The following is a 26,663-nucleotide window of genomic DNA, read 5'->3' as shown; positions in this document are numbered from 1 at the left end:
GACTGCGACATTCCGCGTTCCCGCTGGTGGGACGCGCGTGAACGCGGAATGTCGGCCGGGTGGCCGGAGGGCGCCGGCGCCCGGGCCAGGGGCGTCCGGGTCAGCTCAGCGTGTCGGCGGCCGTCGGCGAGCTGTCCCGCAGGAAGACCGTGCAGCGCTCGTACTCGTCCTGCTCGCCGATCGCCTGGGCGGCGCGGGCCAGCGCGTGCAGGGCCCGCAGGAAGCCGCGGTTCGGCTCGTGCTCGAACGGCACGGGCCCGTGCCCCTTCCAGCCCGCGCGCCGCAGCGCGTCCAGGCCGCGGTGGTAGCCGGTACGGGCGTAGGCGTACGACTCCACGACGCGGCCGGCCTCGAAGGCGTCGTCGGAGAGCTGCGCCCAGACCAGCGAGGAGGCCGGGTACTTGGCCGCGACCTCGGCGGGCGCGGTGCCGGAGGCGAGCAGCTCGCGCGGCTCCGGGTCGTCGGGCAGATGGGTCGGGGCGGGTCCCCCGAGCAGGTTCTCGTTGATGGCCATGGGTTCCAGTCTGCCCGAGCCGGGACGGGAAAGGCCCCCGGCAGTTGCCGGGGGCCGCATCCGTGACACGCCCCGGGGGCGCGTGACGCGTTACTTCCGCTTGTTGCCCGCCGACCGCAGGTTCTCGGCGGCGACGACGACGCGCGCGGCCATGCCCGCCTCGGCGGCCTTGCCCCACACGCGCGGGTCGTAGGTCTTCTTGTTGCCGACCTCGCCGTCGACCTTCAGCACACCGTCGTAGTTGCGGAACATGTGGTCCGCGACCGGCCGGGTGAAGGCGTACTGCAGGTCGGTGTCGATGTTCATCTTGACGACGCCGTTCTCCAGCGCCTCGTTGATCTCCTCCAGCGTGGAGCCGGAGCCGCCGTGGAAGACGAAGTCGAAGGCGTTGGCCTTGCCGTACTTCTGGGCGACCGCGTCCTGCAGCTCCTTGAGGATCGCCGGACGCAGCACCACGTTGCCCGGCTTGTAGACGCCGTGGACGTTGCCGAAGGAGGCGGCCAGCAGGTAGCGGCCCTGCTCGCCCAGGCCCACGGCCTCGACCGTACGGAAGGCGTCGTCCACCGTGGTGTAGAGGTTGTCGTTGATCTCGTGCGAGACGCCGTCCTCCTCACCGCCGGTCGGGGTGATCTCCATCTCCAGGATGATCTTGGCCTTGACTGCCTCGGCCAGCAGTTCCTTGGCGATGGCGAGGTTGTCGTCCAGGTTCTCGGCGGAGCCGTCCCACATGTGGGACTGGAACAGCGGGTCGCGGCCCGCGGCCACCCGCTCCTGCGAGACCTTCAGCAGCGGGCGCACATACGCGTCCAGCTTGTCCTTCGGACAGTGGTCGGTGTGCAGCGCGACCGTGACCGGGTACTTCTCGGCCACGATGTGCGCGAACTCGGCGAGCGCGACCGCACCCGTCACCATGTCCTTGTTGTACTGCCCGCCCAGGAACTCCGCACCACCGGTGGAGATCTGGATGATGCCGTCGCTCTCCGCCTCGGCGAGGCCGCGCAGCGCGGCATGCAGGGTCTGCGACGAGGTGACGTTGATGGCCGGGTAGGCGAACTTGCCTGCCTTCGCCCGGTCGAGCATCTCGCTGTAGACCTCGGGGGTTGCGATGGGCATCGTGTCCGCTCCTCATGATCTGCGGGTGGTCCTGCTGCGGCCGTGCTGGCCTGACTGGCGTGGCGACGTCATCGTCGCCCCCATCCTCCCAGACTCGAACGGATACACCACCTCCGCGTACAAGGGGTGGACGCCGGACGTACGACGGCCTCCGGAGTGTTTCACGTGGAACACTCCGGAGGCCGGAAAACCGCAGGTCAGGACCCGCCGCGGAACGCGGTGTCAGCGCCCGGTCACGCCGGTCGTGCCTGTCACACCGATCACGCCGGTCATGCCTGTCGCACCGGTCATGCCGGTCACGCCAGGCCGAGGTCGTCCAGCGAGTACGCGGCCAGATACGGCAGCCCGGCGTCGGCGACCGCGCCCGCGGCGCCGCGGTCCACGATGACGGCGACGGCCACCACCTCGCCGCCCGCCTCCCGGACCGCCTCGACCGCGGTCAGCGGCGACCCGCCGGTGGTCGAGGTGTCCTCGACCACCAGCACCCGGCGGCCCTTGACCTCGGTGCCCTCGATACGGCGCTGCAGCCCGTGCGCCTTGTTCGCCTTGCGGACCACGAACGCGTCCAGCCGCTGCCCGCGCGCCGCGGCGGCGTGCAGCATCGAGGTGGCGACCGGGTCGGCGCCGAGCGTCAGCCCGCCCACCGCGTCGAAGTCCAGCTCGGCGGTCAGGTCGAGCATCACCTGACCGGCGAGCGGCGCGGCCTCACCGTCCAGGGTGATCCGGCGCAGATCGACGTAGAAGTCGGCCTCCAGGCCGGAGGAAAGGGTCACCTTGCCGTGCACCACGGCCTTGTCCTTGATCTGCCGCAGCAGCGCGTCACGCGTCTGGTCACTCATGCCGACCAGTATCGCGTGCCGCCCCTCCCGGTCCCTCCGGGCCGGACCTCAGAGCCGGGCCGGACCTCCGGGCCGCTCCTCCCGGGGGTGGGTGCCGCTCAGCCGATCCGCTCCCACGACCACACGGTGCTGATCTCCAGCGGGTCGATCGGCGTGACCAGGCGCGGCAGGGTGTTGAGGCCGTTCGGCGGGCCGGACTGCGGCTCGACGCAGACGGCCTCCGGCTGCTCGGTGTAGACCACCGCCCACTCGGCGGCACTGTTCACCCGGACCTTCATCTCGGCCGGCCAGGTCAGCGTGACGTCCACGCCGTCCGGCATGCCGAAGCAGTCGTCCCAGGGTCCGGGCACGGGGTCGATGCGGTTGCCGTTCGGCAGGTGGTTGTCGCCGCGCTCCTCCTGCCAGGCGGCGCTGAAGGCCAACTCGACGTCCTGGCCGCCCTGCCCGAGGTTGCGCAGCCACCACGGGTGCCAGCCGGCCTGCGCCGGGAAGGAGTCGCCGTCGGCGGCGGCCTCCACGCTGAGCGTCAGCTTCACCGACTGCGGGGCCAGCTCGACGGTGTGGGTGACCCGGCCGGGGTAAGGCCAGGGCTCGGCGAGGTCGAAGTAGTACGCGGCGGTGGTCCCGGTCGTGGGCGCGGCCTCCCGCCAGGCGGTGTGCCGGCCGGTGCCGTGGATGGCGTGCGGCGGGGCGTCGACCGGGAGTTGGTGGGTGACGCCGCCGTTGCGGAACACCCCGTTCTCCGTACGGCCGCACCACGGCACCATCAGGAAGGCGCCGAATTTGTCGCCCTGGCGCAGGAGTTCGGTCCCGCCGACCTTCAGCGAGGCGATCCGGCAGCCCTGGTCGGGGCGCAAGGTCAGTTCGGCGTCGCCCGCCGTCAGCTTCGTCTCGTTGGACACCCCACGAGGGTAACCGGGCCGTGTCACCTGCGGCGGCGCAGGACCCGCCCGACGACGACGGCCGACGCGACGAGCGCGGCGGCGGCGGGCGCGGCCCAGCGCAGGGTGGCCGCGGCGGACGCCGAGTCCGGCGCGGGCACCGGGGCGTACCGGCCGCGCGGCGGCGCGTGGTCGACCTCCTCGGCGCTGCGGCCGATCATCGTGCGGCGGGCGTGCGCGGCCTCGGCGGGCGGCACGAGGTCGTCCAGCGCGGCGGCGCTCTCGGGGACCTCCACCTCCACCTCGACCAGGTCGAAGTCGTCCATCTCGGCGGACGGTACGGGCTCGCCTAGGTCGTCGACGACGTCGGCCTCGGGCTCCGGCTCCCGCTCGTCGGGGGTGAGGTCGAGGTCGGAGACGCGAGCGGTGTCCGTGTCCGTGTCAGGGGTGCCGCCGTCCGGCAGGTCGGCCAGATCGACCAGGTCGGCCTCCTCGGCGGGGAGCGGCTCGTCCGCGAGGTCCACGTCCTCGGCGGCCTCGGCACCGTCCGGGGCCCCGGGACCGTCCTGCGCGTCCTCGCCCGCCGCCACGGCCGCCACACCCGCGCGCGGGTCCAGCGCGGCCTCGCCCGTCACCGTCGCCCCGGCCGCGTCGACGGGACCGCCGTCCGGGTCTCCGTCCGCGTCAGCGGCCTCCCCCGGCGCGCGCTCCGCCAATTCCGCGGCGAAACGGTCCAGCAGCCGCCGTACGGCCGACTCCACGACGTCCGGCTCGTACGACGCGAGGCGCCCCTCGGCCTGCGCCGCGCCGCGGAAGGTCAGCAGCGCGCCCGGCTCCGGCCGGGTGGCCTCGGCCACCGCGATCTCCAGCGTGGCCTTCACCGCGCCCGTACCCCGTACCTCGGTGCCGCTCGCCTCGGCCGCGAAGGGCGAGGCCGTACCGGAGACGCGGACCGTACCGCGGTAGGTGATCGTCGAGCCGCCGACGCGCAGCCGCAGCCGGCCCGCGGCGCCCGCCCCGTCGTCCGAGGCGGCGTCGGAGCCGGAGCCGGAGCCGGAATCCGGCTGCCAGCCGGGCAGGCTCGCGGTCACGAGCGCGGGGTCGCGCAGGGCGTGACCGATACGGGCGGGGCTGACCGGGACGAAGACCTCGTGCTCCATGCGCCGGAGCCTACCCACCGGGGACGCGGCAAGCAGTCGTACGAGAGGAACTTTTTACGGCTCCCGGGCCCCTCATGGAGGCCCCGCATCACGAGGCCCGCGTCACGACACGCGCGGTCGCAGCAGCGTCGAGGCGGGCAGCGACTCCTCCGGGCGGCTCGGCAGCGGCGCCCGCGCGGCCTCGCGCAGCAGCGCCGGGGTCAGCCAGAGCCCGGACGGCGGGTGCACCGGAAGGGCGACCTGGGGGCGGTCGAGCCCGGCCAGGACGAAACCCCAGTTCGTGGTGGACGGCGACGCCGCGCCCGACCAGCGGTCGGGCCCGGGCCGCTCCCCGCACTCCCGGCCGTCGATCCAGTACGGCGCCGTCCGCAGTCCGACCGCCCGCAGCGTCGCGTCGATGGTCCAGAAGGTGTGCGTCGACTCGCTGGGCGTCCCCGCGTGCACCGCGAGCCGCCCGCCGGGCGCCAGGGTGCGCGCGGCCAGCCCGTAGAACTCCTCCGAGTACAGCTTGGCGCTGCGCGATATCCCGGGGTCGGGGAGGTCGGCGATCACCACGTCGTACGGTCCGCGGCGCCGGCCGCGCAGCCAGTCGAAGGCATCGGCCGTGACGGCGGTGACGCGCGGGTCCTCGAACGCGTGCTTGTTGAGGGCGGCGAGGCCCGGGTCGGTACGGGCGAGGCGGACGAGTTCGTCGTCGAGGTCGACGACGGTGACGGAGCGGACCCCGCGGTAGCGCAGCGTCTCGCGCAGGGCGAGGCCGTCGCCGCCGCCGAGGATCAGGACGCGGCCGTGCGGGCCGTTCATCGCGGGGTGCACCAGCGCCTGGTGGTAGCGGAATTCGTCGGTGCCGCACACCCGGAGCCTGCCGTCCAGAAAGAGTTGCAGCGGCGCGCGTGTCCCGCCGCCCCCGGTGAGCACGATCTCCTGCACCCCGGTCTGCTCGGCGACCCGTACCTGGCCGCCGTACACCGCGTGCCGCGCCGCCGCCTCGAACGGTCCCGCGGCGGCAGCGGCGGCGCCCAGGACGGCGAGCACCGAGACGTTCGCGGCCAGCAGCCACCACCGGGTGCGGGCCGACAGGTCGTCGCGGAAGAGCCACAGCACGGTCGCGCCGCCGGCCGCCGCGTTGACCACGCCCGTGGCCAGCGCGCCCGTCAACTGCCCGAAGTGCGGCAGCAGGAGGAAGGGGAAGGCCAGGCCGCCGACCAGGGCGCCCACGTAGTCGGCGGCGAAGAGGTCGGCGACGGCGCCGCCCGCGTCCTGCCGCCTGATCCGCTGCACGAGCGTCATCAGCAGCGGGACCTCCGCGCCGATCAGCACACCGATCGCGAAGGCGCAGCCGATCATCGCGAGCCGGGCCTGCCCGGCCCAGGCGAAGCAGGCGTACAGCGCCATCACCGACAGCCCGCCGACCAGCGCGAGCGCCGTCTCGACGGCGGCGAAGCCGGCCGCGGCGCGCACCCGCAGCCGTTTGGCCAGCAGCGAGCCGCAGCCCATCGCGAAGACCATCACGGAGAGGATGACCGACGCCTGGGTGACGGAGTCGCCCACCAAATAGGAGGCGAGCGCGACGAGTTCGAGTTCGTAGACCAGACCGCAGGCGGCGCAGACGAAGACGGCGGCGAGTACCAGCGCGCGGGCCGCGCCCGCGGCCACGGGAAGCCGCAGGTCATAAGGTGCCGCGGGGCGGCCTGGCTGGTCGATCATGAGTGCACGCTATGTCAGTCCGCTGCCGTCACAAGTCACCCACAGGGGTGTAATCACGGGCGGTTGACGGCGCTTTCGCGGACGGGACCGGCGCACGGAGGTACGGGCCCGGCGCACGGATCGGACGCTCCGCCGTCCCGTCGCGGGAGTCCGGGCACGCCACCCTCCCGTCGCTGGAGTCCGGGCGCCTCACGGCAGGGCGTTGACCCGGGTCCGTGTCGTCACCAGCCGGCCCTCCTGCGGATACGCGTGCCAGGTGCGCCACCGCACGCTGCCCTCGGCGCACTGCACGAGCATGGCCGTGAACGCGTGCGGATCGCCGGGAAAGGTCCCGGCCAGGCCGTTGGGGTGGTCGGCGACCAGCGCGAGCAACTCCTGGGCGCGGCCAGCGAAGGAGCCCTGCGACAGGGTCTCGATCCGCGCCGCGAACTCGTAGTCCCAGCCGCCTACGCGGCGCGCGACGCCGAACGGCAGCGGCGCCTGACTGCCCGGCAGGCACGCGACGGTCTCCGAACAGCCGCTGTCGCGCCCGGTGTCCACCAGCACCTGATGGGAGGCGCCGAGCAGCCGCATCTCGACCTTGGCCCGCAGTCCGCGCGCGTCGCCGACCTCGACGTCGAGCACGGCGAGCGCGGGCAGCGCGTCCTTCCCGAGACACCACGCGAGGTCGCCGGCGCGGGTGTCGGTGTAGGCGGTATGGAGGGTGGTGAGCATGGGTCGGCTCCGCAAGCACGCAGTGGATGTGATGGGCCGACCCGCGCCCGCATCCGGCGGAGTGGCGCGTCGGCTCGTGCCCACGTGGGGTCCGGTTGATCCAAGAGCAACCGAATCATGAAACACCTGCAGCGCTCAGCGTTTTTACCCTTCTGTGCGTACTTTCCATCCCATGGAGCGCTTACGGGCTCAGGTGTTCACCACGCCGTACCCGCACCGCTTCCGGGCGCGCCCGCGCACGCCGGCCGCGCCGGACCGCGCGCCCTTCCCGTACCGTTCCCGCAGGTGGAGTTCGGCCGCACACGGACGAGGGCCGGCACAGGAAGAGGGTGGGCGCATGGAGGGCAGGCCGCTGCTGAACCGCGGTCTCGACGGGCTCGGTACGACAATCTTCGCGGAGATGTCGGCGCTGGCCCTCGCGACCGGGGCGATCAATCTCGGGCAGGGCTTCCCCGACACCGACGGGCCGGAGTCCGTACGCGAGGCCGCCGTCCGCGCGCTGCGCGACGGGCGCGGCAATCAGTATCCGCCGGGCCCGGGCGTCCCCGAGCTGCGCGCCGCCGTCGCCGACCACCAACGCCGCTTCTACGGGCTCGACTTCGATCCCGACACCGAGGTTCTCGTCACCGCGGGCGCCACCGAGGCGATCGCCGCCGCGATGCTCGCGCTGCTCGAACCCGGCGACGAGGTCATCGCCTTCGAGCCCTTCTACGACTCCTACGCGGCCTGCATCGCGATGGCCGGCGCGAAGCGCGTCCCGCTCACCCTGCACGCGCCCGACTTCCGGCCCGACCTGGACGCCCTGCGCGCCGCCGTCACCCGCCGCACCCGCGTCCTGCTCCTCAACTCCCCGCACAATCCGACCGGCATGGTCCTCACCCCCGCCGAACTGGCCGCCATCGCCGCCATCGCCGTCGAACACGACCTGCTCGTCGTCACCGACGAGGTCTACGAACACCTCGTCTTCGACGGCGCCCACACCCCGCTGATCTCCCTGCCGGGCATGCGCGACCGCACCGTCTCCATCTCCTCGGCCGGCAAGACCTTCTCCTTCACCGGCTGGAAGGTCGGCTGGGTCACCGGCTCACGAGAGCTGGTCGCGGCCGTCCGCACCACCAAGCAATTCCTGACCTACGTCGCCTCCGGCCCCTTCCAGTACGCCGTCGCCGAGGCCCTCGCCCTCCCCGACACCTACTACACCGCCTTCCGCGACGACCTCCGCACCAAGCGCGACCTCCTGTCCGCGGGCCTCACCGACGCGGGCTTCACCACCTACACCCCGCAGGGCACCTACTTCATCACCACCGACATCTCCGCCCTCGCCCCCGGCACCGACGCCCTCACCTTCTGCCGCACCCTCCCGGCGAAGTGCGGCGTCGTCGCCGTCCCCAACTCCGTCTTCTACGACCACCCCACCGCCGGCCGCACCCAAGTCCGCTTCGCCTTCTGCAAAAAACCCGAAGTCCTCACGGATGCCGCCGACCGCCTCCGCAAGGCGGACTTCAGCGGCTGAGCACGATGCCCGCGGCGCGGGCGGTCGCGGCAGGCGTCGGGCCGATCTCGGCGGTGCCGTCGATCTCGGGTGAGGTGCACCCCTGCCCCGGAGGGGGGATAAGGTTAGGCTAACCTAATCCGCATGGGAGCTGCGGAGAGCGTCGTCGTGCGGGAGTTGGTCGCCTCGGGGGTGACCGTCGCGTACGAGCGGGGCGCGGTGGTGGTGCGGGAGGCGGGGCTGGCGCTGCGGGCGGGGGAAGTGGCCGCGCTGGTGGGGCCGAACGGGAGCGGGAAGTCGACGCTGCTGCGGGCCCTGGCGCGGTTGCAGCCGGCGCGCGCCGGAGCGCTGGAGCTCGGGGGGCGGGACGGCTTCGCGCTCGGGGCCCGGGAGTTCGCGCGGGAGGTGGCGCTGCTGACGCAGGGCCGGCCGACACCGGGCGGGCTGAGCGTGCGCGACGTCGTGGAGTTCGGCCGGTATCCGCACCGCGGGCGCTGGGGGCGGCCGGACCCCGGGGGGACGGCGGCGGTCGACCGGGCGCTGGCGCTGACCGGCGTCGAGGAGCTGGCCGGGCGCAACGTCGAGCAGCTGTCCGGCGGGCAGTTGCAGCGCGTGTGGCTGGCGAGCTGCCTCGCCCAGGAGACGGGCGTCCTGCTGCTCGACGAGCCGACGACCTATCTCGACCTGCGCTATCAGGTGGAACTCCTCGACCTGATCCGCGATCTCGCCGACGACCACGGCATCGCCGTGGGCGTCGTGCTGCACGACCTCGACCAGGCCGCGGCCGTCGCCGACCGCGTCGCCCTGCTCGCCGACGGCCGGATCGTCGCCGACGGCCCGCCGCAGGACGTCCTCACGCCGAACCGCCTCTCGGCGGTCTACGGCATCCGGATCGACGTCGACACCGACCCCTCCACCGGCCGGCTGCGCACCCGCGCCGTCGGCCGCCACCACCACCGTCACCCCACATCACCACAGTCGTCCGAGTCACTGAAGTGAACTGAAGTGAAAGGCACCACCGTCCCCATGAAGCGCCTCGTCCTCGGCTGCACCGCCGCCGCACTCGCCCTCGCTGTCGCCGGCTGCGGCACCACCCACTCCGCGAAGGAGGAAACCGCCGACAAGCCGAGCCGGAAAGCCGCCCCGATCACCCTCACCGACGCCACCGGCACCCGCATACGCCTCGACAAGCCCGCCACCAAAGTCGTCGGCACCGAATGGAACGTGGTCGAGGACCTCGTCACGCTCGGCGTCGACCCGGTCGGCGTCGCCGACGTGAAGGGCTACACCGCCTGGGACACCGCCGCCCCGCTGAAGAACTCCCCCAAGGACATCGGCACCCGCGGCGAACCCAGCATGGACACGATCGCGGCCCTCGACCCCGACCTGATCGTCGCCACCACCGACCTGTCCGCCGCCGCGGTGACGCAGCTGCGCAAGATCGCCCCGGTGCTGGAAGTGCGGTCCGCCGACGCCACCGGCCAGATCGGCCTGATGACCAAGACCCTCGACCTGATCGCGCAGGCCACGGGCACGACGGCGCAGGCTGACGCGGCCAAGAAGGCGTTCGACACCAAGCTCACCGCCGGCCGCAAGGCGCTCGCCGACGCGGGCCTGGCCGGCACGCCGTACGCGTTCGGCGACGGCTACGAGCAGGCCAACCAGGTCTCGGTCCGCCCGTACACCAGCGGCTCGCTGATCGGCGAGGTCAACGACCGGATCGGGCTCGTCAACGCCTGGAAGGTCAAGGGCGACAAGGACTACGGCCTGGCCACCACCGATGTCGAGGGCCTCACCGGCCTCCCCGACGCCGTCCGCTTCTGCTACATCGCGAACACCGTCGACGGCGACCCGTTCGCCGACGGCCTCGCCAAGAACGCCGTGTGGAAGGGCCTGCCCTTCGTCAAGGCCGGTCATGTCGAGCGTCTCCCCGACGGCATCTGGATGTTCGGCGGCCCGCGGTCGATGGCCGCGTACGTCGACGCCGTCGTCGCCGCGCTGACGAAGACGAAGTGACCCGGGAATGAGCGTCACGGCACCGCCCGCCCCGACCCCGGTCAGGAAAGCGCCCGAGGCGCCGCCGGGAGCGCCCGCCGTGACCGCCGTCGTCGTCCTCGCGCTCGTCGCGGTCGTCGCCGTCCTGGCCGTCGTGGACATCACGCAGGGCACGGCCGCGGTCGGCGCGGGCGAGGTGTGGAAGGCGCTCACCGGCCGCGCGGAGCCGGGCGACGCCTCCGTCGTCGTCGCCTCGCGGCTGCCGCGGATGACGGCGGGCCTCGTCGTGGGTGCCGCGCTGGGCGCGGCGGGCGCCGCGCTCCAGTCGGTGAGCCGCAATGTGCTGGCCGCGCCCGACACGCTCGCGGTGAACGCGGGCGCGTACCTGGCGCTCGGCGTCCTCACCGTCACCGGCGTCTCGCTGCCGCTGCTCGCCTCCTCCGGCGTCGCCTTCGTGGGCGGCCTCGCGGCGGCGGCCGTCGTCCTGGCACTGTCCGGGCTCGGCGCCGGGACCGTACGGCTGGTGCTCGCGGGCAACGCGCTCGCGCTCGGCCTCGGTTCCGTCACCGACGCGCTGCTGCTGCTCTTCCCGGAACGGACCAACGGCCTCTACCAGTGGAGCCAGGGCAGCATCGCCCAGAACGGTTTCGACGGCGTACGGCAGATGGCGCCGGTCGCGCTGGCCGCCCTCGTCGGGCTGCTGCTCGCCGCCCGCCGGCTCGACGCGCTCGCGCTCGGCGACGACGCGGCTCGCGGCCTGGGCGTCCCGGTCCGCTCCACGCGGATCGCCGTCGTCATGCTCACGACGCTGCTGGCCGCGGCGGCGGTGACGCTCGCCGGGCCGATCGGCTTCGTCGGGCTGTGCGCGCCCGCGCTCGTCCGCCCGCTGGCGCGCCGCTTCCGCGGCCTGCTGCGGGCGCGGGCGGCGCTGCCGGTGGCCGGACTCACGGGCGCGGTGCTCGTACTCGGCTCGGACGTGGCGCTGCGGGCCACGGCCGGCGCCGAGTCGGCTGTCGCGGTGCCCACCGGGGTGATCACCAGCGTCGTCGGCGCCGTCTTCCTGGTGGTGCTGGCGCTGCGCACCCGCGGCGCGGGCGCGGTGGCGGCGCCGGACCGGCTGCGGATGCCGGGCCGGGCGGCCGTCGCCGCCGTCCTGGCCGTCCTCACGCTGGCCCTCGTCGGCGTCGTCATCGCGGCGGTGCTGCTCGGCGACACGAAACTGCTGCTCGGCGATGTCGTCAACTGGGCGCAGGGGCGCGGCGACCACGCCGTCACCTTCGTCCTGGACACCCGGGTGCCGCGGGTGCTCGCGGCGCTGCTCGCGGGCGGCGCGCTCGCCCTGTCGGGCACCCTCGTGCAGGCCGTCACCCGCAATCCGCTCGCCGAGCCGGGCGTGCTCGGCGTCTCCGGCGGCGCGGGGCTCGGCGCGGTGCTGCTGGTCACGACGGTCTCCTCGCCCGGCACCTGGAGCGTGGCCGGCGCGGCCTTCGCGGGCGCCGCGATCACCGCCGCGGTCGTCTTCGGCCTCTCCGCCCGCGGCGGCTTCGAGCAGAACCGCCTGGTCCTGGTCGGCGTCGGCGCGGCCGCCGGTACGTCGGCGCTGATCAGCCTGCTGATCGTGCTCACCGACCCGTTCAACGCGACCAAGGCGCTGACCTGGCTGTCGGGGTCGACGTACGGGCGGACCATGCCCGATGTGCTGCCGGTCGCCGCCGTCCTCGCCCTCGGCACCGCCGTCGCCCTCGCCCGCCGCGCCGAACTGGACCTCGTCTCGCTGGACGACGACACGCCCCGGCTGCTCGGCCTGCGCCTCGGGCGCGCCCGCCTCGGTCTGCTGGTGCTGGCCGTGCTGCTCAGCGCGACCGCCGTGGCCGCCGCCGGCACCATCGGCTTCGTCGGCCTGGTCGCCCCGCACGCCGCCCGCGCCCTCGTCGGCCGCCGCCACGTCCGGGTCGTGCCCGCCGCGATCCTGCTCGGCGCGTCCCTCGTCTGCGCCGCCGACCTCCTCGGCCGTACCGTCATCGCCCCGGCGCAGCTCGGTGCCGGCCTGATGACCGCCGCGATCGGCGCCCCGTACTTCATCTATCTGCTGGTGCGCACGCGCAGGTGAGGACCCGCGGACGAGGCCGACGAGGCGGACGCGCCCCGGCCCGCCGCACGCCGATGAGTTTCCGCGCTCCCGCCGGTCGTAAGGAGGTCCCGCGAAAAGGGGGGCGCAAGGAAACAGGAGGCGGTCATGTTCGGAGCGACCAAGGCGTTCAGTGGCTTCTCGGTGGACGACGTCCCGGCGGCGCGCGCGTTCTACGAGGAGACGCTCGGCATCCGGGTGTCCGAGGCGAACGGGATGCTGACGCTGCATCTCGCCGGCGACCGGAACGTGCTGGTCTACCCCAAGGGCGACGCGCACACCCCGGCGACGTACACGATCCTCAACTTCCCCGTGCCCGACATCGAGGCCGCGGTGGACGAACTGGCCCGCAGGGGCGTGCGGTTCGAGCGGTACGAGGGTGTCGCCGCGGACGACAGGGGGATCTTCCGGGGCGGCGGCCCGTTGATCGCCTGGTTCACCGACCCGGCGGGGAACGTACTGGCGGTGCTGGAGGAGAGCTGACCTCTATAAAAGAGCGCCGCCCTTACAAGGCGGATGTCGGCCGTACGACGTCGTCCGTCGCCAGCCGCGCGTGCAGATGCGAGTCGTGCCGCTCGCCCGCCGGGTCGAGGAAGAAGTCGCGCATCACGCCTTCCTGCGGGAAGCCCGCGCGGGCGGCGACACGGCAGGAGCCGGGGTTGGCCAGGGAGTGGTCGAGGCTGATCCGGTGGACGCCGAGGCCGCCGTCGGCGGGCGCGGCGAAGGCCCAGCGGGCGGCGGCGTCCAGCGCGCGGGCGGCGACGGCGCGCCCGCGCGCGGCCGGGGTCACCCAATACGCGGCCTCGGCCTGGCCGGGGACGCGGTGCGCGTCGCGCACGGTGACATAGCCGAGCAGCTCGCCGGATGCGGCGTCGGTGACGGCGAACGGCGCCGAGCCGTACTGCCAGGACAGCAGCCGGGGCGCGAGCCAGACGCGGGCGCGGTCGGCGCGGGCCGCGCCGTTGACGGCCAGCCCCGCGGCCCACCGCAGGATGCCCGGGTCCTCCATGGCGCGGCCGACGGCCGCCTCGTCGGACTCGGTGAACGGCCGCAGCAGCAGGTCGCCCGCGGTCAGTTCGCGCGGGTCGATCGCGCGCGGCGAGGACGGCGACGGGGGCTGCGGCCGGGACGGCGACGCGGCGCCGCCGGAGATCAACGTCATACGTTCAGCCTAATTCGGGCTCCCCGCACCCGCCCCGGGCGTGTCAGCCCGGCGACGGACGACCCGCCAGGGATAGTCGTTTTGTCCGACTTAGAGCTGGTGTGAGCCCCGAGGAGCCGGGTCACGTGGTCGTCACCGAACCGGTCGAACCCTCACCGGTAGAGCCCTCGCCGGTCGATCCCTCACCGGTCGCCCCGTCGCGGAGCACCGTACGGGCGCCCCGCCCGGCGTCACCGAAAGCCCTGGTCGTACGGGCCGCGACCGGTGCGGGACCGGCGGTCGCCGCCTTCGTCGTGGCCCGCGCGGCGGGCGTGATGGTGCTGACGCTGTGGGCGCACCGCACCCACCGGCACCCGCGCGATCTGCTCGGCCTCGGCTGGGACGGCCTCTGGTACCACCGGATCGCCGACTGGGGCTACGGCACCTTCATCCCCGGCTGGGAGGCGCCCGGCCTGCGCTACGACGACCTGGCCTTCTTCCCGCTCTACCCGATGGCCGTACGGGCCGCCGACACCGTACTGCCGGTCGGCTCGGTGGCGTCCGCGCTGCTGGTGGCGTGGGCGGGCGCGATCGCCGCGGCCTGGGGGGTCTTCGCGGTCGCCGAGCGCTGCTACGGCCGCCGGACGGCGACCGCGCTGGTGGTCGTCTGGGCGCTGCTGCCGCACTCGGTCGTGCTGTCGATGGCGTACACCGAGCCGCTGATGACGGCCTTCGCCGCCTGGGCGCTGTACGCGGCCGTCACCCGCCGCTGGCTGACCGCCGGGCTGCTGGCCGTACTCGCCGGGCTGACCCGGCCGAACGCCGTGGCCGTCGCCGCCGCCGTGTCGCTGGCCGCGCTCGCCCACTGCCGCCGGCACCCGCGCGACGTACGGGCCTGGACGGCGGCGGCCGTCGCACCGCTCGGCTGGTGCGGCTACGTCGGCTGGGTGGGCCTGCGCGAGGGCCATGTGCGCGGCTACTTCGAGGTGCAGACCCGCTGGGGTTCGGACTTCGACTTCGGCCACTACGCGCTGCACTACGTCAAGCACATGGTGCTCGGACCCGAGACGCTGACCGCGTACGTGTCCACGGCGATGTGCGCGGCGGCGGCCCTGCTGCTGGTGCTGGCGCTGCTGGACCGGATGCCGCTGCCGCTGTTCGTGTACAGCGCGGTGCTGGTGGTGATCACGCTGGGCGGCGCGGGCTTCTTCTCCTGCAAGCCGCGTTTCCTGCTGCCCGCCTTCCCGCTGCTGGTGCCGTGCGCGCGGGCGCTGGCGAAGGCCCGGCCGCGCACCGCCGCCGTGGCGGTGGTGACGCTGGCCGGGATCTCGCTCGGCTACGGGGCCTATCTGCTGACCGTCGTCACCGTGCCGCTGTAGGCGCCGCGCAAAGAGGCGCCCCGTACCGCGAGGCGGTGCGTCGGCGGAGGAGCGGGGTCAGCTCTCGTCGGTGCTCTCGGCGCCGCCGTCCTCGCCGCCCTCGACGTCCTTCTCCAGGCCGAGCGTCTCGCCGACCCACTTGTCGAACTCGATCGACGCGCGGACCCAGCTGACCGTGCTGGACACGAAGTGCTCCAGGCCGACGCCGAGGCCGATCAGCAGCTGCGCCTCGCCGATCAGCCGGACCGAGCCGTCGTCGTGCGTGTGCGTGTAGACCTTCGGCCACAGGGTGCGGCGGTTCCAGTCGTCGATGACCTCGTGGAGCTGCGGCTTCTCGTCCACCGAATACTCGTGGTCGTAGAAGGTGCGGACGGCGAAGACCGCCTGCTCGCCCTCGCCGCGGAACATGAAGTAGGTGCGGAATTCCTCCCACGGCGCCGCGAGGTCCCCCTCGTCGTCGACGAGGTACTTCAGCTCCATCTGTTCGAGCAACTGCTTGACCAGTTCCTGGTCAGGGATGACCACGCTGCCGGCGGGTCCGGTCGGCTCGGGGTCCTGGCCCCCGAAATTGGGGATCGAGGACGGGTCGATGCTCACGGTGAAGGTTCCCTTCGAGACGTTTCCCTGCCATCCTCCCCCATCCGTGCCGGGCCGTGGCAACCCCGGGCGGTACGCGTTCCGCGTACCGCCCGAAGGTGTTCCGCCCGTGGCGTCCGGCGGGAGGCGTCACTTGCTCAGATCGGGCCCCGTCGTCGGCCCGACGATCAGCCCGTCGGCCGCCCGGTCCACCCGTACGGTCTGGCCGTCGAGCACCTCGCCGGACAGGATCGCGCGGGCCAGCGGGTCGCCGATGGCGGTCTGCACCAGGCGGCGCAGCGGCCGGGCGCCGTACGCCGGGTCGTTGCCCTCCTCGGCGAGCCAGTCCAGGGCGCCGTCGGTGACCTCCAGGCCGAGGCGGCGGTCCTTGAGCCGGTCCGCGAGCCGGTCGGTCTGGAGCCGGGCGATCTGCCGCAGTTCGGCGCGGTCGAGGGCGGAGAAGACCACGATGTCGTCCAGCCGGTTCAGGAACTCCGGCTTGAAGGACGCGCGGACCGTGCTCAGCACGTTCTCCTTCTTCTGCTCCTCGCCCAGCGACGGGTCGACCAGATAGTGGCTGCCCAGGTTGGAGGTGAGGATCAGGATGACGTTGCGGAAGTCGACCGTACGGCCCTGCCCGTCGGTCAGCCGCCCGTCGTCCAGCACCTGGAGCAGCACGTCGAAGACCTCGGGGTGCGCCTTCTCCACCTCGTCCAGCAGCACCACGCTGTACGGCCGGCGCCGTACCGCCTCGGTGAGCTGGCCGCCCTCCTCGTAGCCGACATAGCCGGGAGGGGCGCCGACCAGCCGGGCCACCGAGTGCTTCTCGCCGTACTCGCTCATGTCGATCCGGACCATGGCCCGCTCGTCGTCGAAGAGGAAGTCGGCGAGCGCCTTGGCCAGCTCGGTCTTGCCGACGCCGGTCGGGCCGAGGAAGAGGAAGGAGCCGGTGGGGCGGTCGGGGTCGGCGATGCCGGAGCGGGAGCGGCGCACCGCGTCGGAGACGGCGCGCACGGCCTCGGTCTGGCCGATCAGCCGCTTGCCCAGCTCCTCCTCCATGCGCAGCAGCTTCTGCGTCTCGCCCTCCAGCAGGCGGCCGGCCGGGATGCCGGTCCAGGCGGCGACGACGTCGGCGATGTCGTCCGGGCCGACCTCCTCCTTCACCATCGTCTCCTGGGCGGCGGCCTCCTGCTCCTCGCGGGTGGCCTCCTCCAGCTCGGCCTCCAGCTTGGGCTTCTCGGCGTAGAGCAGCTTGGACGCGGTCTCGAAGTCGCCGTCGCGCTGGGCGCGGTCGATCCGGGTGCCGATGTCGTCCAGGCGTTCCTTCAGCTCACCGACCCGGTTGAGGCCCTGCTTCTCCTTCTCCCAGCGCGCGGTGAGCCCGCGCAGCTCCTCCTCGCGGTCGGCGAGGTCCTTGCGCAGCTTGTCCAGGCGCTGCACGGAGCCGGGGTCGGTCTCGTTCTTGAGCGCCATCTCCTCCATCCGCAGCCGGTCCACCGACCGCTGGAGCTCGTCGATCTCGACGGGCGAGGAGTCGATCTCCATGCGCAGCCGGGACGCGGACTCGTCGACCAGGTCGATCGCCTTGTCCGGCAGGAAGCGGGAGGTGATGTAGCGGTCGGAGAGGGTGGCGGCGGCGACCAGCGCGGAGTCGGCGATCTGCACCTTGTGGTGCGCCTCGTAGCGGCCCTTGAGGCCGCGCAGGATCGCGACGGTGTCCTCGACGGACGGCTCGGCGACGAGCACCTGCTGGAAGCGGCGCTCCAGCGCCGGGTCCTTCTCGATCCGCTCGCGGTACTCGTCCAGCGTCGTCGCGCCGACCATCCGCAGCTCGCCGCGGGCCAGCATCGGCTTGAGCATGTTGCCCGCGTCCATGGCGGAGTCGCCGCCGGCGCCCGCGCCGACGACGGTGTGCAGCTCGTCGATGAAGGTGATGATCCGGCCGTCGCTGTCCTTGATCTCGGACAGCACGGACTTCAGCCGCTCCTCGAACTCGCCGCGGTACTTCGCGCCCGCGACCATCGCGCCGAGGTCGAGCGAGACGAGCCGCTTGTCGCGCAGCGACTCGGGGACGTCGCCCTTGACGATGCGCTGGGCCAGGCCCTCCACGACGGCGGTCTTGCCGACGCCGGGCTCGCCGATCAGCACGGGATTGTTCTTGGTGCGGCGGGAGAGCACCTGCACGACGCGGCGGATCTCCTGGTCGCGGCCGATCACCGGGTCCAGCCGGCCCTCGCGAGCGGCGGCGGTGAAGTCGGTGCCGTACTTCTCCAGGGCTTTGTACGTGCCCTCGGGGTCCTGGCTGGTCACGCGCTGCCCTCCGCGGGCGGTCTCGAAGGCGTCCAGCAGGCTCTTGCCCTTGGCGCCCTGGGCGGCGAGCAGCTCACCGGCCGGGCCGCCCTTGACGGCGATCCCGATCAGCAGGTGCTCGGTGGACAGATACGCGTCGCCCAGCTCCTTGGCGCGCTGCGAGGCGTCCGCGATGACGGCCAGCAGGTCGCGGTTGGCCTGCGGGGGCGCGACGGTGGATCCCTGCACCTTCGGCAGGGCCTCGACCAGCCGTTCGGCGCCCGCCCGCAGCGTATCGGGGTCGGCACCGGTCGCGGTGAGCAGGTCGAGGATGTTCTCGTTGTCCGTGCCGCTCAACAGGGCGAGCAGCAGATGCGCGGGCGTCAGGTCCGGGTTGCCCTCGGAGACGGCCCGGGTGTTGGCGGCGTTCAGCGCTTCCCGGCTCTTGTTGGTCAGCTCGGCTTCCACGGGCGTCGGGTCCTCCTCTTGATCGACGTAAACCTGCCTTGAGCAACATGAGGCAAGTTGAGTCTATTCCACTCAAGGCAAGTTTGGGACCCACCTGTGGACAGAGCCGCGACCGGTGGCCGGGATTTTGTATGAACGTTGAATAAATTGCGGCGGCGGTGCGACAATGCCTGCCTCAACTCCCGTGGTCAGCACGGGAGTTGTCCCCCCACGCCGGTACGCCCCGCTTCTGTCTACCCGCCGCCCGTACGGCTTGTCAGAGGACCTCCATGAGCGACCCGCGCGACCCGCGTCCCCTCGACCCGAACGACCCGCGTCCCCTCGACCCGACCGGCGCCGCCCTGCACGCCGACGCCGCCGCGCTGCGGGAGGCGGGGGCCGTCTGCCCGGTCACGCTGCCGGACGGCGTCCCCGCGATGATCGTCTCCCGCTACCGGGAGCTGCGCGACTTCCTGGCCGACCCGAAGGTCGCCAAGAACGCGGCGCATTTCGCCGCCCTCCAGGAGGGCCGGGTCCCGGCGCAGTGGCAGCTCAACGCGTTCGCCCTGGTCAAGGGCATGACCACCGCCGACGGCGACGACCACCGGCGGTTGCGCGGCCTGGCCACCAAGGCGTTCACCCCGCGCCGGGTGGCCGCGCTGCGCCCGCGGATCGAGGAACTGGCCGCACGGCTGCTCGACGCGCTCCCCGGCCACGCGGACGCCGACGGCGTGGCCGATCTGCGCGCGGCGTACGCGTATCCGCTGCCGATGGGCGTGATCTGCGAGCTGCTGGGCGTCGGCCCGGCCCACCGCGACCGGCTGCACACCCTCAGCCATCAGCTGGTCAGCACCACCACGGGCGGGGCCGAGGCGATGGCCGCGCAGCGCGAGACGTACGCGATCCTCGCCCGCGTCGTCGCCGAGCGCCGCGCCGCGCCCGGCGACGACCTGACCAGCGCGCTGATCGCGGCGGGCGGCTCCGACGGGGAGGAGGCCCGTCTCAGCGACGAGGAGCTGACCGGCACCCTGCTGCTGATGCTCGTCGCAGGCCACGAGACCACCCTCAATCTGATCGTCAACGCGGTGCGCGCCCTGTCCGGCCACCCCGACCAGCTCGCGCTCGTCCTGGCGGGCGAGGTGTCCTGGGACGCGGTGGTCGAGGAGACGCTGCGCTGGGACGGCCCGGTCGCCAACTTCCCCTTCCGCTACCCGATCACCGACCTGGTGGTGGACGGTACGACCGTGCCGCGCGGTACGGCGGTGCTCGCCGGTTACGCCGCCGCCGGACGCGACCCGCGCGAATACGGGCCCGACGCCGGCCGCTTCGACATCACCCGGCCCGCCGGCCGCCACCTCGCCTTCGGCCACGGCGCCCACTACTGCCTGGGCGCGCCGCTGGCCCGGCTCGAAGCGGTGATCGCGCTGCGCAGCCTCTACGCCGCCCACCCCCGTCTGACCCTCGCGGTCCCGGACGCCGAACTCCCGCCGCTGCCCGGCTTCGTCGGCAACAGCGCCGCCGCCCTGCCCGTACGGCTGGACCCGCCCGCCGCGTAACGTCCCCGGCATGGCACTCGACCCCCGCTCCCCCGCGCCCGGCTACCTGGACTTCTGGCGTGCGCACCACCTGTGCACGCTCACCACCCCGCGCCCGGACGGCACCCCGCACGTCGTCCCCGTCGGCGTCACGTACGACCCCGAGGCGGGCCTGGCGCGCGTCATCGCCAACACGGCGAGTGCGAAGGCCCGTTACGTACGGGCCGCGGGGCCGGACGGCGCGCGGGTCGCGGTCTGCCAGGTGGACCGGCGCACCTGGGCCACCCTCGAAGGCGTGGCCACCGTCAGCGACGACCCGGAGCGCGTCGCCGAGGCGGTCCGCCGCTACACCGAACGCTACGGCCGCACACCCGCGCCCAACCCGGACCGGATCGTCATCGAGATCGCCCTGACCAGGGCGATGGGCAACGCCTAGGGCGCGTCCCCGTAACCCGGCCCGCCCCCGATCCCCTGCCCAACGCCCGTACGGGCCACGGCAGACGGCGGATGACGTCATTCGCCGTCTGTTCGCCGGAATCTCACCCCCGCACAGCGGCCCCTTCGCACGGGGCGGCTCTCATCGACAGCGGACGCAGCCGTCCGCCCGCCGAGAGCCGTCGTCGCATGTGAAGGGGTCGTCATGGGCCGCCGCATCAGGGGTGCCGCGCGGATACGCGTCCGCACCGTCATGTCCGCCGTCGCGGTCGTCGCGGCCCTCGCGCCGCTCGGCGTGGACTCGGCGGCGCAGGCCGTCGCGCCCGCGCACGTCACCACGTCGGCCCGCCCCACCGCCGAGACCGCCGTCCTCCGGCACCCGAGCCCGGTCTCGGCGCGGTGGACGAGCCGGCAGGTCGCGCCCGGCGTCACCGTGCGTTCCGGCACGCAATGGCGCTCTGACGCCGCCCCCTCCTGGACGGTGGCCGTCCAGCGGCCCGCCACCAGCAGGCTGACCGGCGCGGCCACCGCCGTCGAGGTCAACACCAAGGCGTGGGCGGACGACACGGCCGCCGCGCTGCGCGCCGCCGGGGCCGACCCGCGCGTGGAGCGCGTCGACTGGCCGGACTACACCGACACCCCGCACGGCACGATGGGCTACCGGGTGCGCGCCGGCGCGTACGGCACCCAGGCCGACGCCACCGCCGCCGCGACGACACTGACCGCGGCGGGCTTCCGTACCGCCGTCGAGTGGACCGGCTACGACGCGGAACAGCCCGCCGACGTCGAGAGCATCCACATCGCGGTGATCGACCCGCGGGTCTTCCGCGGCACCGTCACCGGCACCCACGACGGCAATGTCGCCCAGCGCGAGACCACGTCCTCGGTCGCCGCGAAGCTCGGCTCCCTCGTCGCCGTCAACGGCGGTTTCTTCGTCACCTCCGACGACGACGGCGTCCAGGGCACCCAGTCCGCGCTGGGCGTCTACGACGGGCGCCTGGCGTCCATGGCGGCCGGCGCGCGGGCCGCGCTGATCCTGGACCACGGCGGCCGGCACGCCCGGATCGCCGACCTGACCAGTACGGCCGCCGCGCGCGCCGACGGCTCGTCCTACGCCGTGCAGGGCGTCAACCGCGTGCCCGGCACAGTACGGGACTGCGGGCGGCCCGGCGCCACCCCGAGCGAGCTGCCCTGGCAGGACGTCACCTGCCACGAGACGGACGACCTGGTGCTGTTCACCCCGCTGTTCGGCGCCGCGCTGCCCACCGGCAGCGGTGCGCAGGCCGTCCTCGACGCCGCCGGCCGGGTCGTCTCCGTCGGCGCGCGCGGCGGCCGGGTGCCCGCGGGCGGCAGCGTCCTCCAGGGCATCGGCTCGGCCGCCGGCTGGCTGACCGCGCACGCCCGCACCGGGCAGCGCGTCGCGGTCGACGAGACCGTACGCGACGCCTCCGGCCGGATCGTGCCGCTCGGCCGCGGCGACAGCGTCGTCAGCGCCGCCCCGACCCTCGTCGAGAACGGCCGGATCAGCATCGACGCCGCCACCGAGGGCACCGTCGACCCGGGCGACCTCTCCTTCGGCTACGCCTGGGCCAATGTCCGCCAGCCGCGCACCATGGCGGGCATCGACGCGAAGGGCCGCCTCCTGCTCGTCACCGTCGACGGCCGGCGGACCGGCGACGGCAGCGAGGGCTTCACCCTCCACGAGGCCGCCGCTTACATGCGCTCCCTGGGCGCCGTCCAGGCCCTCAACCTCGACGGCGGCGGCTCCACCGCCTTCACCCAGGACGGCACCCTCCTCAACCACCCCTCCGACGCCACCGGCGAACGCCCCGTGGGCGACACCGTCCACGTCCTCCCGCCCCGCCTCCACTGACCCGACGCCTCCTCCGGTCGCGCCCGCCATCCGTACCGCGACGGACACGACGGACGGCCCGGCTCCCCTCGGAGGGGAGCCGGGCCGTCCGTCGTGTCGTGCGTGTCGTGCGTGCGGCGCTCAGCCGTCGCGCTTGGGCCGCCAGACCACCAGGGCACTGGTGTGCTGGACGTCCTGGTACGGGACCAGGTCGCGGCGGTAGGAGGCGTGGACGGCGGCCTCGCGCTGCTGGATGACGGCGGCGGCGCCCTCCACGGCGGCGGAGAGTTCGGCGACGCGGGACTGGAGCGCCGCGACCTGGTTCTCCAGCTCGATGATCCGCTTGATGCCGGCGAGATTGATGCCCTCGTCCTGGGAGAGCCGCTGCACCTCGCGGAGCTGCTCGATGTCGCGCGAGGAGTAGCGGCGCCCGCGCCCGGCGGTGCGGTCGGGCGAGACGAGGCCGAGCCGGTCGTACTGCCGCAGGGTCTGCGGGTGCAGCCCGGACAGTTCGGCCGCCACCGAGATGACGTAGACCGGGGACTCCTCGGTCAGCTGGTACGGGTTGCGCCCACCGCGCGGGCCCCGCATGCCGCTGCCGCTTCCGTCGACGTTCATCAGGTCACGCTCCCTTTGCGGCCTTGAACAGCTCCGCCCGCGGGTCGAATTCCGCGGTCGCTTCCCGGTAGGACTCCAGTGCGTCCAGCGCCTTGCCCTCGGTCTTCTCCGGCACCGCCACCTCGATGGTGACGAGCAGATCACCCCGTGAACCGTCCTTGCGCAGCGCGCCCTTGCCGCGGGCGCGCAGCGTACGGCCGTTCGGCGTGCCGGCCGGAAGCTTGAGGGTGACCGGCGGGCCGCCCAGGGTCGGCACCTTGATCTCGCCGCCGAGCGCCGCCTCGGCGAAGGTCACCGGCACGGTGACGGTGAGATTGGACTCCCGGCGGCCGAAGACCGGGTGCGCCCCGACGTGCACGACCACGTAGAGGTCGCCCGCCGGGCCGCCGCGCTCACCGGGCGCGCCCTTGCCGCGCAGCCGGATCCGCTGCCCGTCGGTGACCCCGGCGGGAATGCGGACCTGCATGGTGCGCGAGGACTTCGCCCGGCCGCTGCCGTGGCAGACGTCGCACGGCGTCTCGGCGATCAGGCCGCGGCCCTTGCAGTCCACGCAGGGGTCGGTGAGCGAGAAGCCGCCACCGCCGCCGCGCGAGACCTGCCCGGTGCCGACGCAGGTCGGGCACACCCGGGGCGTGCCGTTCTTGTCGCCGGTGCCGGAACACGCCTTGCAGGGAGCCTGCGAGGACATCCGCAGCGGGACCGTGGCCCCGTCGACCGCCTCGGTGAAGCTGAGCGTCACCTCGGACTCGATGTCCTGGCCACGGCGCGGCTGCACCCGGGTGCCGGCCCCGCCGCGGTTGAACAGGCCGCCGAACACGTCGCCCAGGCCGCCGCCGAAGCCGCCGCCCTGACCGCCCGTGCCCGCGCCGCCCGGCTGGCCCGCGCCGCCGCCGAACAGGTCGCCGAGGTCGAAGTTGAAGCCGCCGGTGCCGCCCGCGCCGGGACCGGGGCGGAAGCCGCCGTTCCCGAACAGCGCGCGGCCCTCGTCGTACTCCTTGCGGCGCTTGGCGTCGGAGAGGACGTCATTGGCCTCGGAGATCTCCTTGAAGCGCTCCTCGGCCTTCGCGTCGCCCTTGTTGGCGTCCGGGTGGAACTCGCGGGCGAGCTTCCGGTACGCCTTCTTGATCTCCGCGTCCGTGGCGTCCTTGGGCACGCCGAGGACCTTGTACAGGTCCTTCTCCAACAGGTCCCTACTGACGCTCATCCCCGACGTCCCTCCTCTCCACCACGGCGGGGCGCGGCATCACGCCCCGGTTCGCTTCCGCTCCGTCAGCCCTCGTCCGGGCCACCGGTCTCCTCGTCGTCCGCCTTCTTCTCGGCCGCCTCGTCCTTGGCATGGCTGCCCGGCTGCGGTTCGGCCACCGCGACCCTGGCGGGCCGCAGATTGCGCTCCCCGATGCGGTACCCGGGCTGGAGGATCTGCACGCATGTGGTCTGCGTGACATCCGGCGAATAACTGTGCATCAGGGCCTCGTGCACCAGCGGGTCGAAGGGCTCGCCCTCCTTGCCGAACTGCTGCAGGCCCAGCTTCGCCGCCACCGTCTCCAGCGACTCGGCGACCGACTTGAAGCCGCCGACCAGCTCGCCGTGGTCCCGCGCCCGGCCGATGTCGTCGAGCACCGGGAGCAGCCCCGTCAGCAGATTGGCGACCGCGATCTCCTTGACGGCGACCCGGTCCCGCTCCACCCGGCGGCGGTAGTTCTGATACTCGGCCTGGAGCCGCTGGAGGTCGGCGGTGCGCTCATTGAGCGCGGTCCGCACCTGGTCCAGCTGCGCCCGCAGGGCCGTCAGCTCTTTCGCGTCCCCGTCCGGGGCCGGGGCTGCCGGACCCGCCTCGTCGGCGGACCCGGCAGCCTTGGCGGCTGCTTCCGGCTGCTTGTCGCCGGCCTCGGAAGGGACGTCGGGCTCCTGCTCGAAGCCCTTCGGCTCCTCCGTCACGCGGCACCGTCCCTCTTGCCGGTCTCGTCGTCCACGATCTCGGCGTCGACGACGTCGTCGTCGGCCCCGGCGTCCGCGCTGGCCGCGTCCTCGGCAGCGCCCGGGGTGGCCGTGGCGCCGTCGGCCTGGGCGTTGGCGTACAGCGCCTGGCCCAGCTTCTGGCTGGTGGCCGCGACCTTCTCGGTGGCCTCGCGGATCGCCGCGGTGTTGGTGTCGTCGGTCGACTCGTTCTTCAGCTTCTCCTTGAGGTCGGCGACCGCGGTCTCGACCTCGGACTTCACGTCCTCGGGAAGCTTGTCCTTGTTGTCCGCGATGAACTTCTCGGTCTGGTAGACGAGCTGCTCACCCTGGTTGCGGGTCTCGGCGGCCTCGCGGCGCTTGTGGTCCTCGTCCGCGTACTGCTCGGCCTCCTGGCGCATCCGGTCGACCTCGTCCTTGGGCAGCGAGGAGCCGCCGGTGACGGTCATCCGCTGCTCCTTGCCAGTGCCGAGGTCCTTCGCGCCGACGTGCATGATGCCGTTGGCGTCGATGTCGAAGGTGACCTCGATCTGCGGCATCCCGCGCGGGGCCGGCGGCAGACCGGTCAGCTCGAACATCCCGAGCTTCTTGTTGTACGCGGCGATCTCGCGCTCGCCCTGGTAGACCTGGATCTGCACCGACGGCTGGTTGTCCTCGGCCGTGGTGAAGATCTCCGAGCGCTTGGTCGGGATCGTGGTGTTGCGCTCGATCAGCTTGGTCATGATGCCGCCCTTGGTCTCGATACCGAGGGACAGCGGGGTGACGTCGAGCAGCAGGACGTCCTTGACCTCGCCCTTGAGTACACCGGCCTGGAGCGACGCGCCGATGGCGACGACCTCGTCCGGGTTGACGCCCTTGTTGGCGTCCTTGCCGCCGGTCAGCTCGCGCACCAGCTCCGCGACGGCGGGCATACGCGTCGAGCCGCCGACCAGGACGACGTGGTCGATCTCGGACAGCTGGATGCCGGCGTCCTTGATGACGTTGTGGAACGGCGTCTTGCAGCGCTCCAGCAGGTCGGAGGTGAGCTGCTGGAACTGGGCGCGGGTGAGCTTCTCGTCCAGGTGCAGCGGGCCCTCGGCGGACGCCGTGATGTACGGCAGGTTGATCGAGGTCTCGGTGGACGAGGACAGCTCGATCTTCGCCTTCTCCGCGGCCTCGCGCAGCCGCTGGAGGGCCATCTTGTCCTTGGCCAGGTCCACGCCGTGGCCGGACTGGAACTGCTTCACCAGGTAGTCGACGACGCGCTGGTCCCAGTCGTCACCACCGAGGTGGTTGTCGCCGTTGGTGGCCTTCACCTCGACGACGCCGTCGCCGATCTCCAGCAGCGAGACGTCGAAGGTGCCGCCACCGAGGTCGAAGACCAGGATGGTCTGGTCGTCCTTGTCGAGGCCGTAGGCCAGCGCGGCGGCGGTCGGCTCGTTGACGATGCGCAGCACGTTGAGGCCCGCGATCTCACCGGCCTCCTTGGTGGCCTGGCGCTCGGAGTCGTTGAAGTACGCGGGGACGGTGATCACCGCGTCGGTGACCTTCTCGCCCAGGTACGACTCCGCGTCCCGCTTGAGCTTCTGCAGGATGAAGGCACTCATCTGCTGCGGGTTGAAGTCCTTGCCGTCCAGGTTGATCTTCCAGTCGGTGCCCATGTGGCGCTTGACCGACCGGACGGTCCTGTCGACATTGGTGACAGCCTGGCGCTTGGCCACCTCGCCGACGAGCACCTCGCCGTTCTTGGCGAAGGCGACGACGGACGGCGTGGTCCTGGCGCCCTCTGCGTTGGTGATGACGGTGGGCTCGCCGCCTTCGAGAACGCTGACGACGGAATTAGTCGTGCCCAGGTCGATGCCGACCGCACGTGCCATGGTGAAATCCTCCTGCTGACTTGAGTGGAACTGACT

General features: G+C 73.0%; 23 protein-coding genes. 9 read left to right on the top strand and 14 right to left on the bottom strand.

Translation table 11 applies throughout. The features are described 5' to 3' along the window. Positions 1-100: 100 nt before the first annotated feature. The 7 genes from BM076_RS30805 to BM076_RS30775 all read right to left on the bottom strand — a co-directional run bounded on the left by BM076_RS30805 (position 101) and on the right by BM076_RS30775 (position 6,928). On the bottom strand, positions 101-514 hold the full coding sequence (locus BM076_RS30805) for a DUF3151 domain-containing protein (RefSeq protein WP_093717030.1): 414 nt from the start codon (positions 512-514) through the stop codon (positions 101-103). A 90-nt stretch (positions 515-604) separates the two neighbouring features. Next, entirely contained in the window at positions 605-1,627 is a 1,023-nt protein-coding gene (fbaA, locus tag BM076_RS30800; protein WP_093717029.1) for a class II fructose-bisphosphate aldolase, read from the bottom strand. A 296-nt stretch (positions 1,628-1,923) separates the two neighbouring features. Continuing rightward, entirely contained in the window at positions 1,924-2,466 is a 543-nt protein-coding gene (gene pyrE, locus BM076_RS30795) for an orotate phosphoribosyltransferase (RefSeq protein ID WP_093717028.1), read from the bottom strand. A gap of 98 nt (positions 2,467-2,564) precedes the next feature. Then, a complete protein-coding gene (locus BM076_RS30790; RefSeq protein ID WP_093717027.1) occupies positions 2,565-3,368 on the bottom strand; it encodes an aldose epimerase family protein in 804 nt (267 codons plus the stop codon). A 23-nt stretch (positions 3,369-3,391) separates the two neighbouring features. Next, positions 3,392-4,507 (bottom strand): SRPBCC family protein, encoded by a 1,116-nt coding sequence (locus BM076_RS30785; RefSeq protein ID WP_093717026.1) that lies wholly within the window; start codon positions 4,505-4,507, stop codon positions 3,392-3,394. Positions 4,508-4,609: 102 nt separating this feature from the next. Continuing rightward, on the bottom strand, positions 4,610-6,214 hold the full coding sequence (locus BM076_RS30780; protein ID WP_093717025.1) for a polyamine aminopropyltransferase: 1,605 nt from the start codon (positions 6,212-6,214) through the stop codon (positions 4,610-4,612). Positions 6,215-6,403: 189 nt separating this feature from the next. After that, on the bottom strand, positions 6,404-6,928 hold the full coding sequence (locus BM076_RS30775; protein ID WP_093717024.1) for a DUF2617 family protein: 525 nt from the start codon (positions 6,926-6,928) through the stop codon (positions 6,404-6,406). Positions 6,929-7,265: 337 nt separating this feature from the next. On the opposite strand from BM076_RS30775, the gene BM076_RS30770 reads away from it, so the two are divergent. From BM076_RS30770 to BM076_RS30750, 5 genes are all read left to right on the top strand, one after another. Then, positions 7,266-8,441, top strand: a complete 1,176-nt coding sequence (locus BM076_RS30770; RefSeq protein WP_093717023.1) for a pyridoxal phosphate-dependent aminotransferase — start codon at positions 7,266-7,268, stop codon at positions 8,439-8,441. A gap of 123 nt (positions 8,442-8,564) precedes the next feature. After that, positions 8,565-9,419, top strand: coding sequence for an ABC transporter ATP-binding protein (locus BM076_RS30765; protein ID WP_322936693.1), 855 nt, complete (start codon positions 8,565-8,567; stop codon positions 9,417-9,419). Positions 9,420-9,446: 27 nt separating this feature from the next. After that, on the top strand, positions 9,447-10,436 hold the full coding sequence (locus BM076_RS30760; RefSeq protein ID WP_093717073.1) for an ABC transporter substrate-binding protein: 990 nt from the start codon (positions 9,447-9,449) through the stop codon (positions 10,434-10,436). A gap of 7 nt (positions 10,437-10,443) precedes the next feature. Then, a complete protein-coding gene (locus tag BM076_RS30755; protein WP_093717021.1) occupies positions 10,444-12,525 on the top strand; it encodes an iron ABC transporter permease in 2,082 nt (693 codons plus the stop codon). A gap of 126 nt (positions 12,526-12,651) precedes the next feature. Then, positions 12,652-13,026, top strand: coding sequence for a VOC family protein (locus BM076_RS30750; RefSeq protein WP_093717020.1), 375 nt, complete (start codon positions 12,652-12,654; stop codon positions 13,024-13,026). A gap of 22 nt (positions 13,027-13,048) precedes the next feature. On the opposite strand, the gene BM076_RS30745 is transcribed toward BM076_RS30750, so the two are convergent. Beyond that, positions 13,049-13,705, bottom strand: coding sequence for a GNAT family N-acetyltransferase (locus BM076_RS30745; RefSeq protein WP_093717019.1), 657 nt, complete (start codon positions 13,703-13,705; stop codon positions 13,049-13,051). 125 nt (positions 13,706-13,830) lie between these two features. Here BM076_RS30745 and BM076_RS30740 point away from each other — a divergent pair, with 125 nt between their 5' ends. Further along, positions 13,831-15,063, top strand: a complete 1,233-nt coding sequence (locus tag BM076_RS30740) for a hypothetical protein (protein WP_245796547.1) — start codon at positions 13,831-13,833, stop codon at positions 15,061-15,063. A 57-nt stretch (positions 15,064-15,120) separates the two neighbouring features. On the opposite strand, the gene BM076_RS30735 is transcribed toward BM076_RS30740, so the two are convergent. Both BM076_RS30735 and clpB read right to left on the bottom strand, forming a co-directional pair. Then, positions 15,121-15,660 carry a type III secretion system chaperone family protein gene (locus BM076_RS30735; protein ID WP_093717018.1) on the bottom strand — a complete coding sequence of 180 codons (540 nt, stop codon included), beginning with the start codon at positions 15,658-15,660 and terminating at the stop codon, positions 15,121-15,123. A gap of 129 nt (positions 15,661-15,789) precedes the next feature. Continuing rightward, positions 15,790-18,396 carry an ATP-dependent chaperone ClpB gene (clpB, locus tag BM076_RS30730; RefSeq protein ID WP_093717017.1) on the bottom strand — a complete coding sequence of 869 codons (2,607 nt, stop codon included), beginning with the start codon at positions 18,394-18,396 and terminating at the stop codon, positions 15,790-15,792. Between the two features lie 269 nt (positions 18,397-18,665). On the opposite strand from clpB, the gene BM076_RS30725 reads away from it, so the two are divergent. The 3 genes from BM076_RS30725 to BM076_RS30715 all read left to right on the top strand — a co-directional run bounded on the left by BM076_RS30725 (position 18,666) and on the right by BM076_RS30715 (position 22,218). Beyond that, positions 18,666-19,931: a cytochrome P450 family protein gene (locus tag BM076_RS30725; RefSeq protein ID WP_093717016.1), complete on the top strand. Its 1,266-nt coding sequence runs from the start codon at positions 18,666-18,668 to the stop codon at positions 19,929-19,931. 10 nt (positions 19,932-19,941) lie between these two features. Further along, positions 19,942-20,346, top strand: coding sequence for a pyridoxamine 5'-phosphate oxidase family protein (locus BM076_RS30720; protein WP_093717015.1), 405 nt, complete (start codon positions 19,942-19,944; stop codon positions 20,344-20,346). A gap of 204 nt (positions 20,347-20,550) precedes the next feature. Continuing rightward, positions 20,551-22,218: a phosphodiester glycosidase family protein gene (locus tag BM076_RS30715; RefSeq protein WP_245796546.1), complete on the top strand. Its 1,668-nt coding sequence runs from the start codon at positions 20,551-20,553 to the stop codon at positions 22,216-22,218. Between the two features lie 120 nt (positions 22,219-22,338). Here the strand turns inward: BM076_RS30715 and BM076_RS30710 are convergent, their stop codons facing one another. From BM076_RS30710 to dnaK, 4 genes are all read right to left on the bottom strand, one after another. After that, positions 22,339-22,815, bottom strand: a complete 477-nt coding sequence (locus tag BM076_RS30710) for a heat shock protein transcriptional repressor HspR (RefSeq protein WP_322936686.1) — start codon at positions 22,813-22,815, stop codon at positions 22,339-22,341. Between the two features lie 4 nt (positions 22,816-22,819). Beyond that, complete coding sequence (gene dnaJ, locus BM076_RS30705; protein WP_093717014.1) at positions 22,820-24,019, bottom strand: molecular chaperone DnaJ; 1,200 nt, start codon at positions 24,017-24,019, stop codon at positions 22,820-22,822. Positions 24,020-24,084: 65 nt separating this feature from the next. Then, a complete protein-coding gene (grpE, locus tag BM076_RS30700) occupies positions 24,085-24,753 on the bottom strand; it encodes a nucleotide exchange factor GrpE (protein WP_093717013.1) in 669 nt (222 codons plus the stop codon). After that, a complete protein-coding gene (dnaK, locus tag BM076_RS30695) occupies positions 24,750-26,627 on the bottom strand; it encodes a molecular chaperone DnaK (protein WP_093717012.1) in 1,878 nt (625 codons plus the stop codon). The genes grpE and dnaK overlap by 4 nt, the downstream gene beginning before the upstream one ends. Positions 26,628-26,663 lie beyond the last annotated feature (36 nt).

This window comes from Actinacidiphila alni (assembly GCF_900112845.1).
GTDB lineage: Bacteria > Actinomycetota > Actinomycetes > Streptomycetales > Streptomycetaceae > Actinacidiphila > Actinacidiphila alni.
The sequence above is the reverse complement of the archived record's forward strand: the minus strand, read 5'-3'. Positions and strand labels throughout refer to the sequence as shown.

Bases quoted from the DNA above. Each gene is read 5' to 3' on its own strand.
- BM076_RS30765 (WP_322936693.1), top strand. From the start codon at position 8,565: ATGGGAGCTGCGGAGAGCGTCGTCGTGCGGGAGTTGGTCGCCTCGGGG.
- BM076_RS30755 (WP_093717021.1), top strand. From the start codon at position 10,444: ATGAGCGTCACGGCACCGCCCGCCCCGACCCCGGTCAGGAAAGCGCCC.
- dnaJ (WP_093717014.1), bottom strand. From the start codon at position 24,019: ATGAGCGTCAGTAGGGACCTGTTGGAGAAGGACCTGTACAAGGTCCTC.
- pyrE (WP_093717028.1), bottom strand. From the start codon at position 2,466: ATGAGTGACCAGACGCGTGACGCGCTGCTGCGGCAGATCAAGGACAAG.
- BM076_RS30775 (WP_093717024.1), bottom strand. From the start codon at position 6,928: ATGCTCACCACCCTCCATACCGCCTACACCGACACCCGCGCCGGCGAC.
- BM076_RS30715 (WP_245796546.1), top strand. From the start codon at position 20,551: ATGGGCCGCCGCATCAGGGGTGCCGCGCGGATACGCGTCCGCACCGTC.
- fbaA (WP_093717029.1), bottom strand. From the start codon at position 1,627: ATGCCCATCGCAACCCCCGAGGTCTACAGCGAGATGCTCGACCGGGCG.
- BM076_RS30770 (WP_093717023.1), top strand. From the start codon at position 7,266: ATGGAGGGCAGGCCGCTGCTGAACCGCGGTCTCGACGGGCTCGGTACG.
- BM076_RS30720 (WP_093717015.1), top strand. From the start codon at position 19,942: ATGGCACTCGACCCCCGCTCCCCCGCGCCCGGCTACCTGGACTTCTGG.
- BM076_RS30710 (WP_322936686.1), bottom strand. From the start codon at position 22,815: ATGAACGTCGACGGAAGCGGCAGCGGCATGCGGGGCCCGCGCGGTGGG.
- BM076_RS30750 (WP_093717020.1), top strand. From the start codon at position 12,652: ATGTTCGGAGCGACCAAGGCGTTCAGTGGCTTCTCGGTGGACGACGTC.
- BM076_RS30760 (WP_093717073.1), top strand. From the start codon at position 9,447: ATGAAGCGCCTCGTCCTCGGCTGCACCGCCGCCGCACTCGCCCTCGCT.
- BM076_RS30745 (WP_093717019.1), bottom strand. From the start codon at position 13,705: ATGACGTTGATCTCCGGCGGCGCCGCGTCGCCGTCCCGGCCGCAGCCC.
- BM076_RS30785 (WP_093717026.1), bottom strand. From the start codon at position 4,507: ATGGAGCACGAGGTCTTCGTCCCGGTCAGCCCCGCCCGTATCGGTCAC.
- BM076_RS30725 (WP_093717016.1), top strand. From the start codon at position 18,666: ATGAGCGACCCGCGCGACCCGCGTCCCCTCGACCCGAACGACCCGCGT.
- BM076_RS30805 (WP_093717030.1), bottom strand. From the start codon at position 514: ATGGCCATCAACGAGAACCTGCTCGGGGGACCCGCCCCGACCCATCTG.
- BM076_RS30780 (WP_093717025.1), bottom strand. From the start codon at position 6,214: ATGATCGACCAGCCAGGCCGCCCCGCGGCACCTTATGACCTGCGGCTT.
- dnaK (WP_093717012.1), bottom strand. From the start codon at position 26,627: ATGGCACGTGCGGTCGGCATCGACCTGGGCACGACTAATTCCGTCGTC.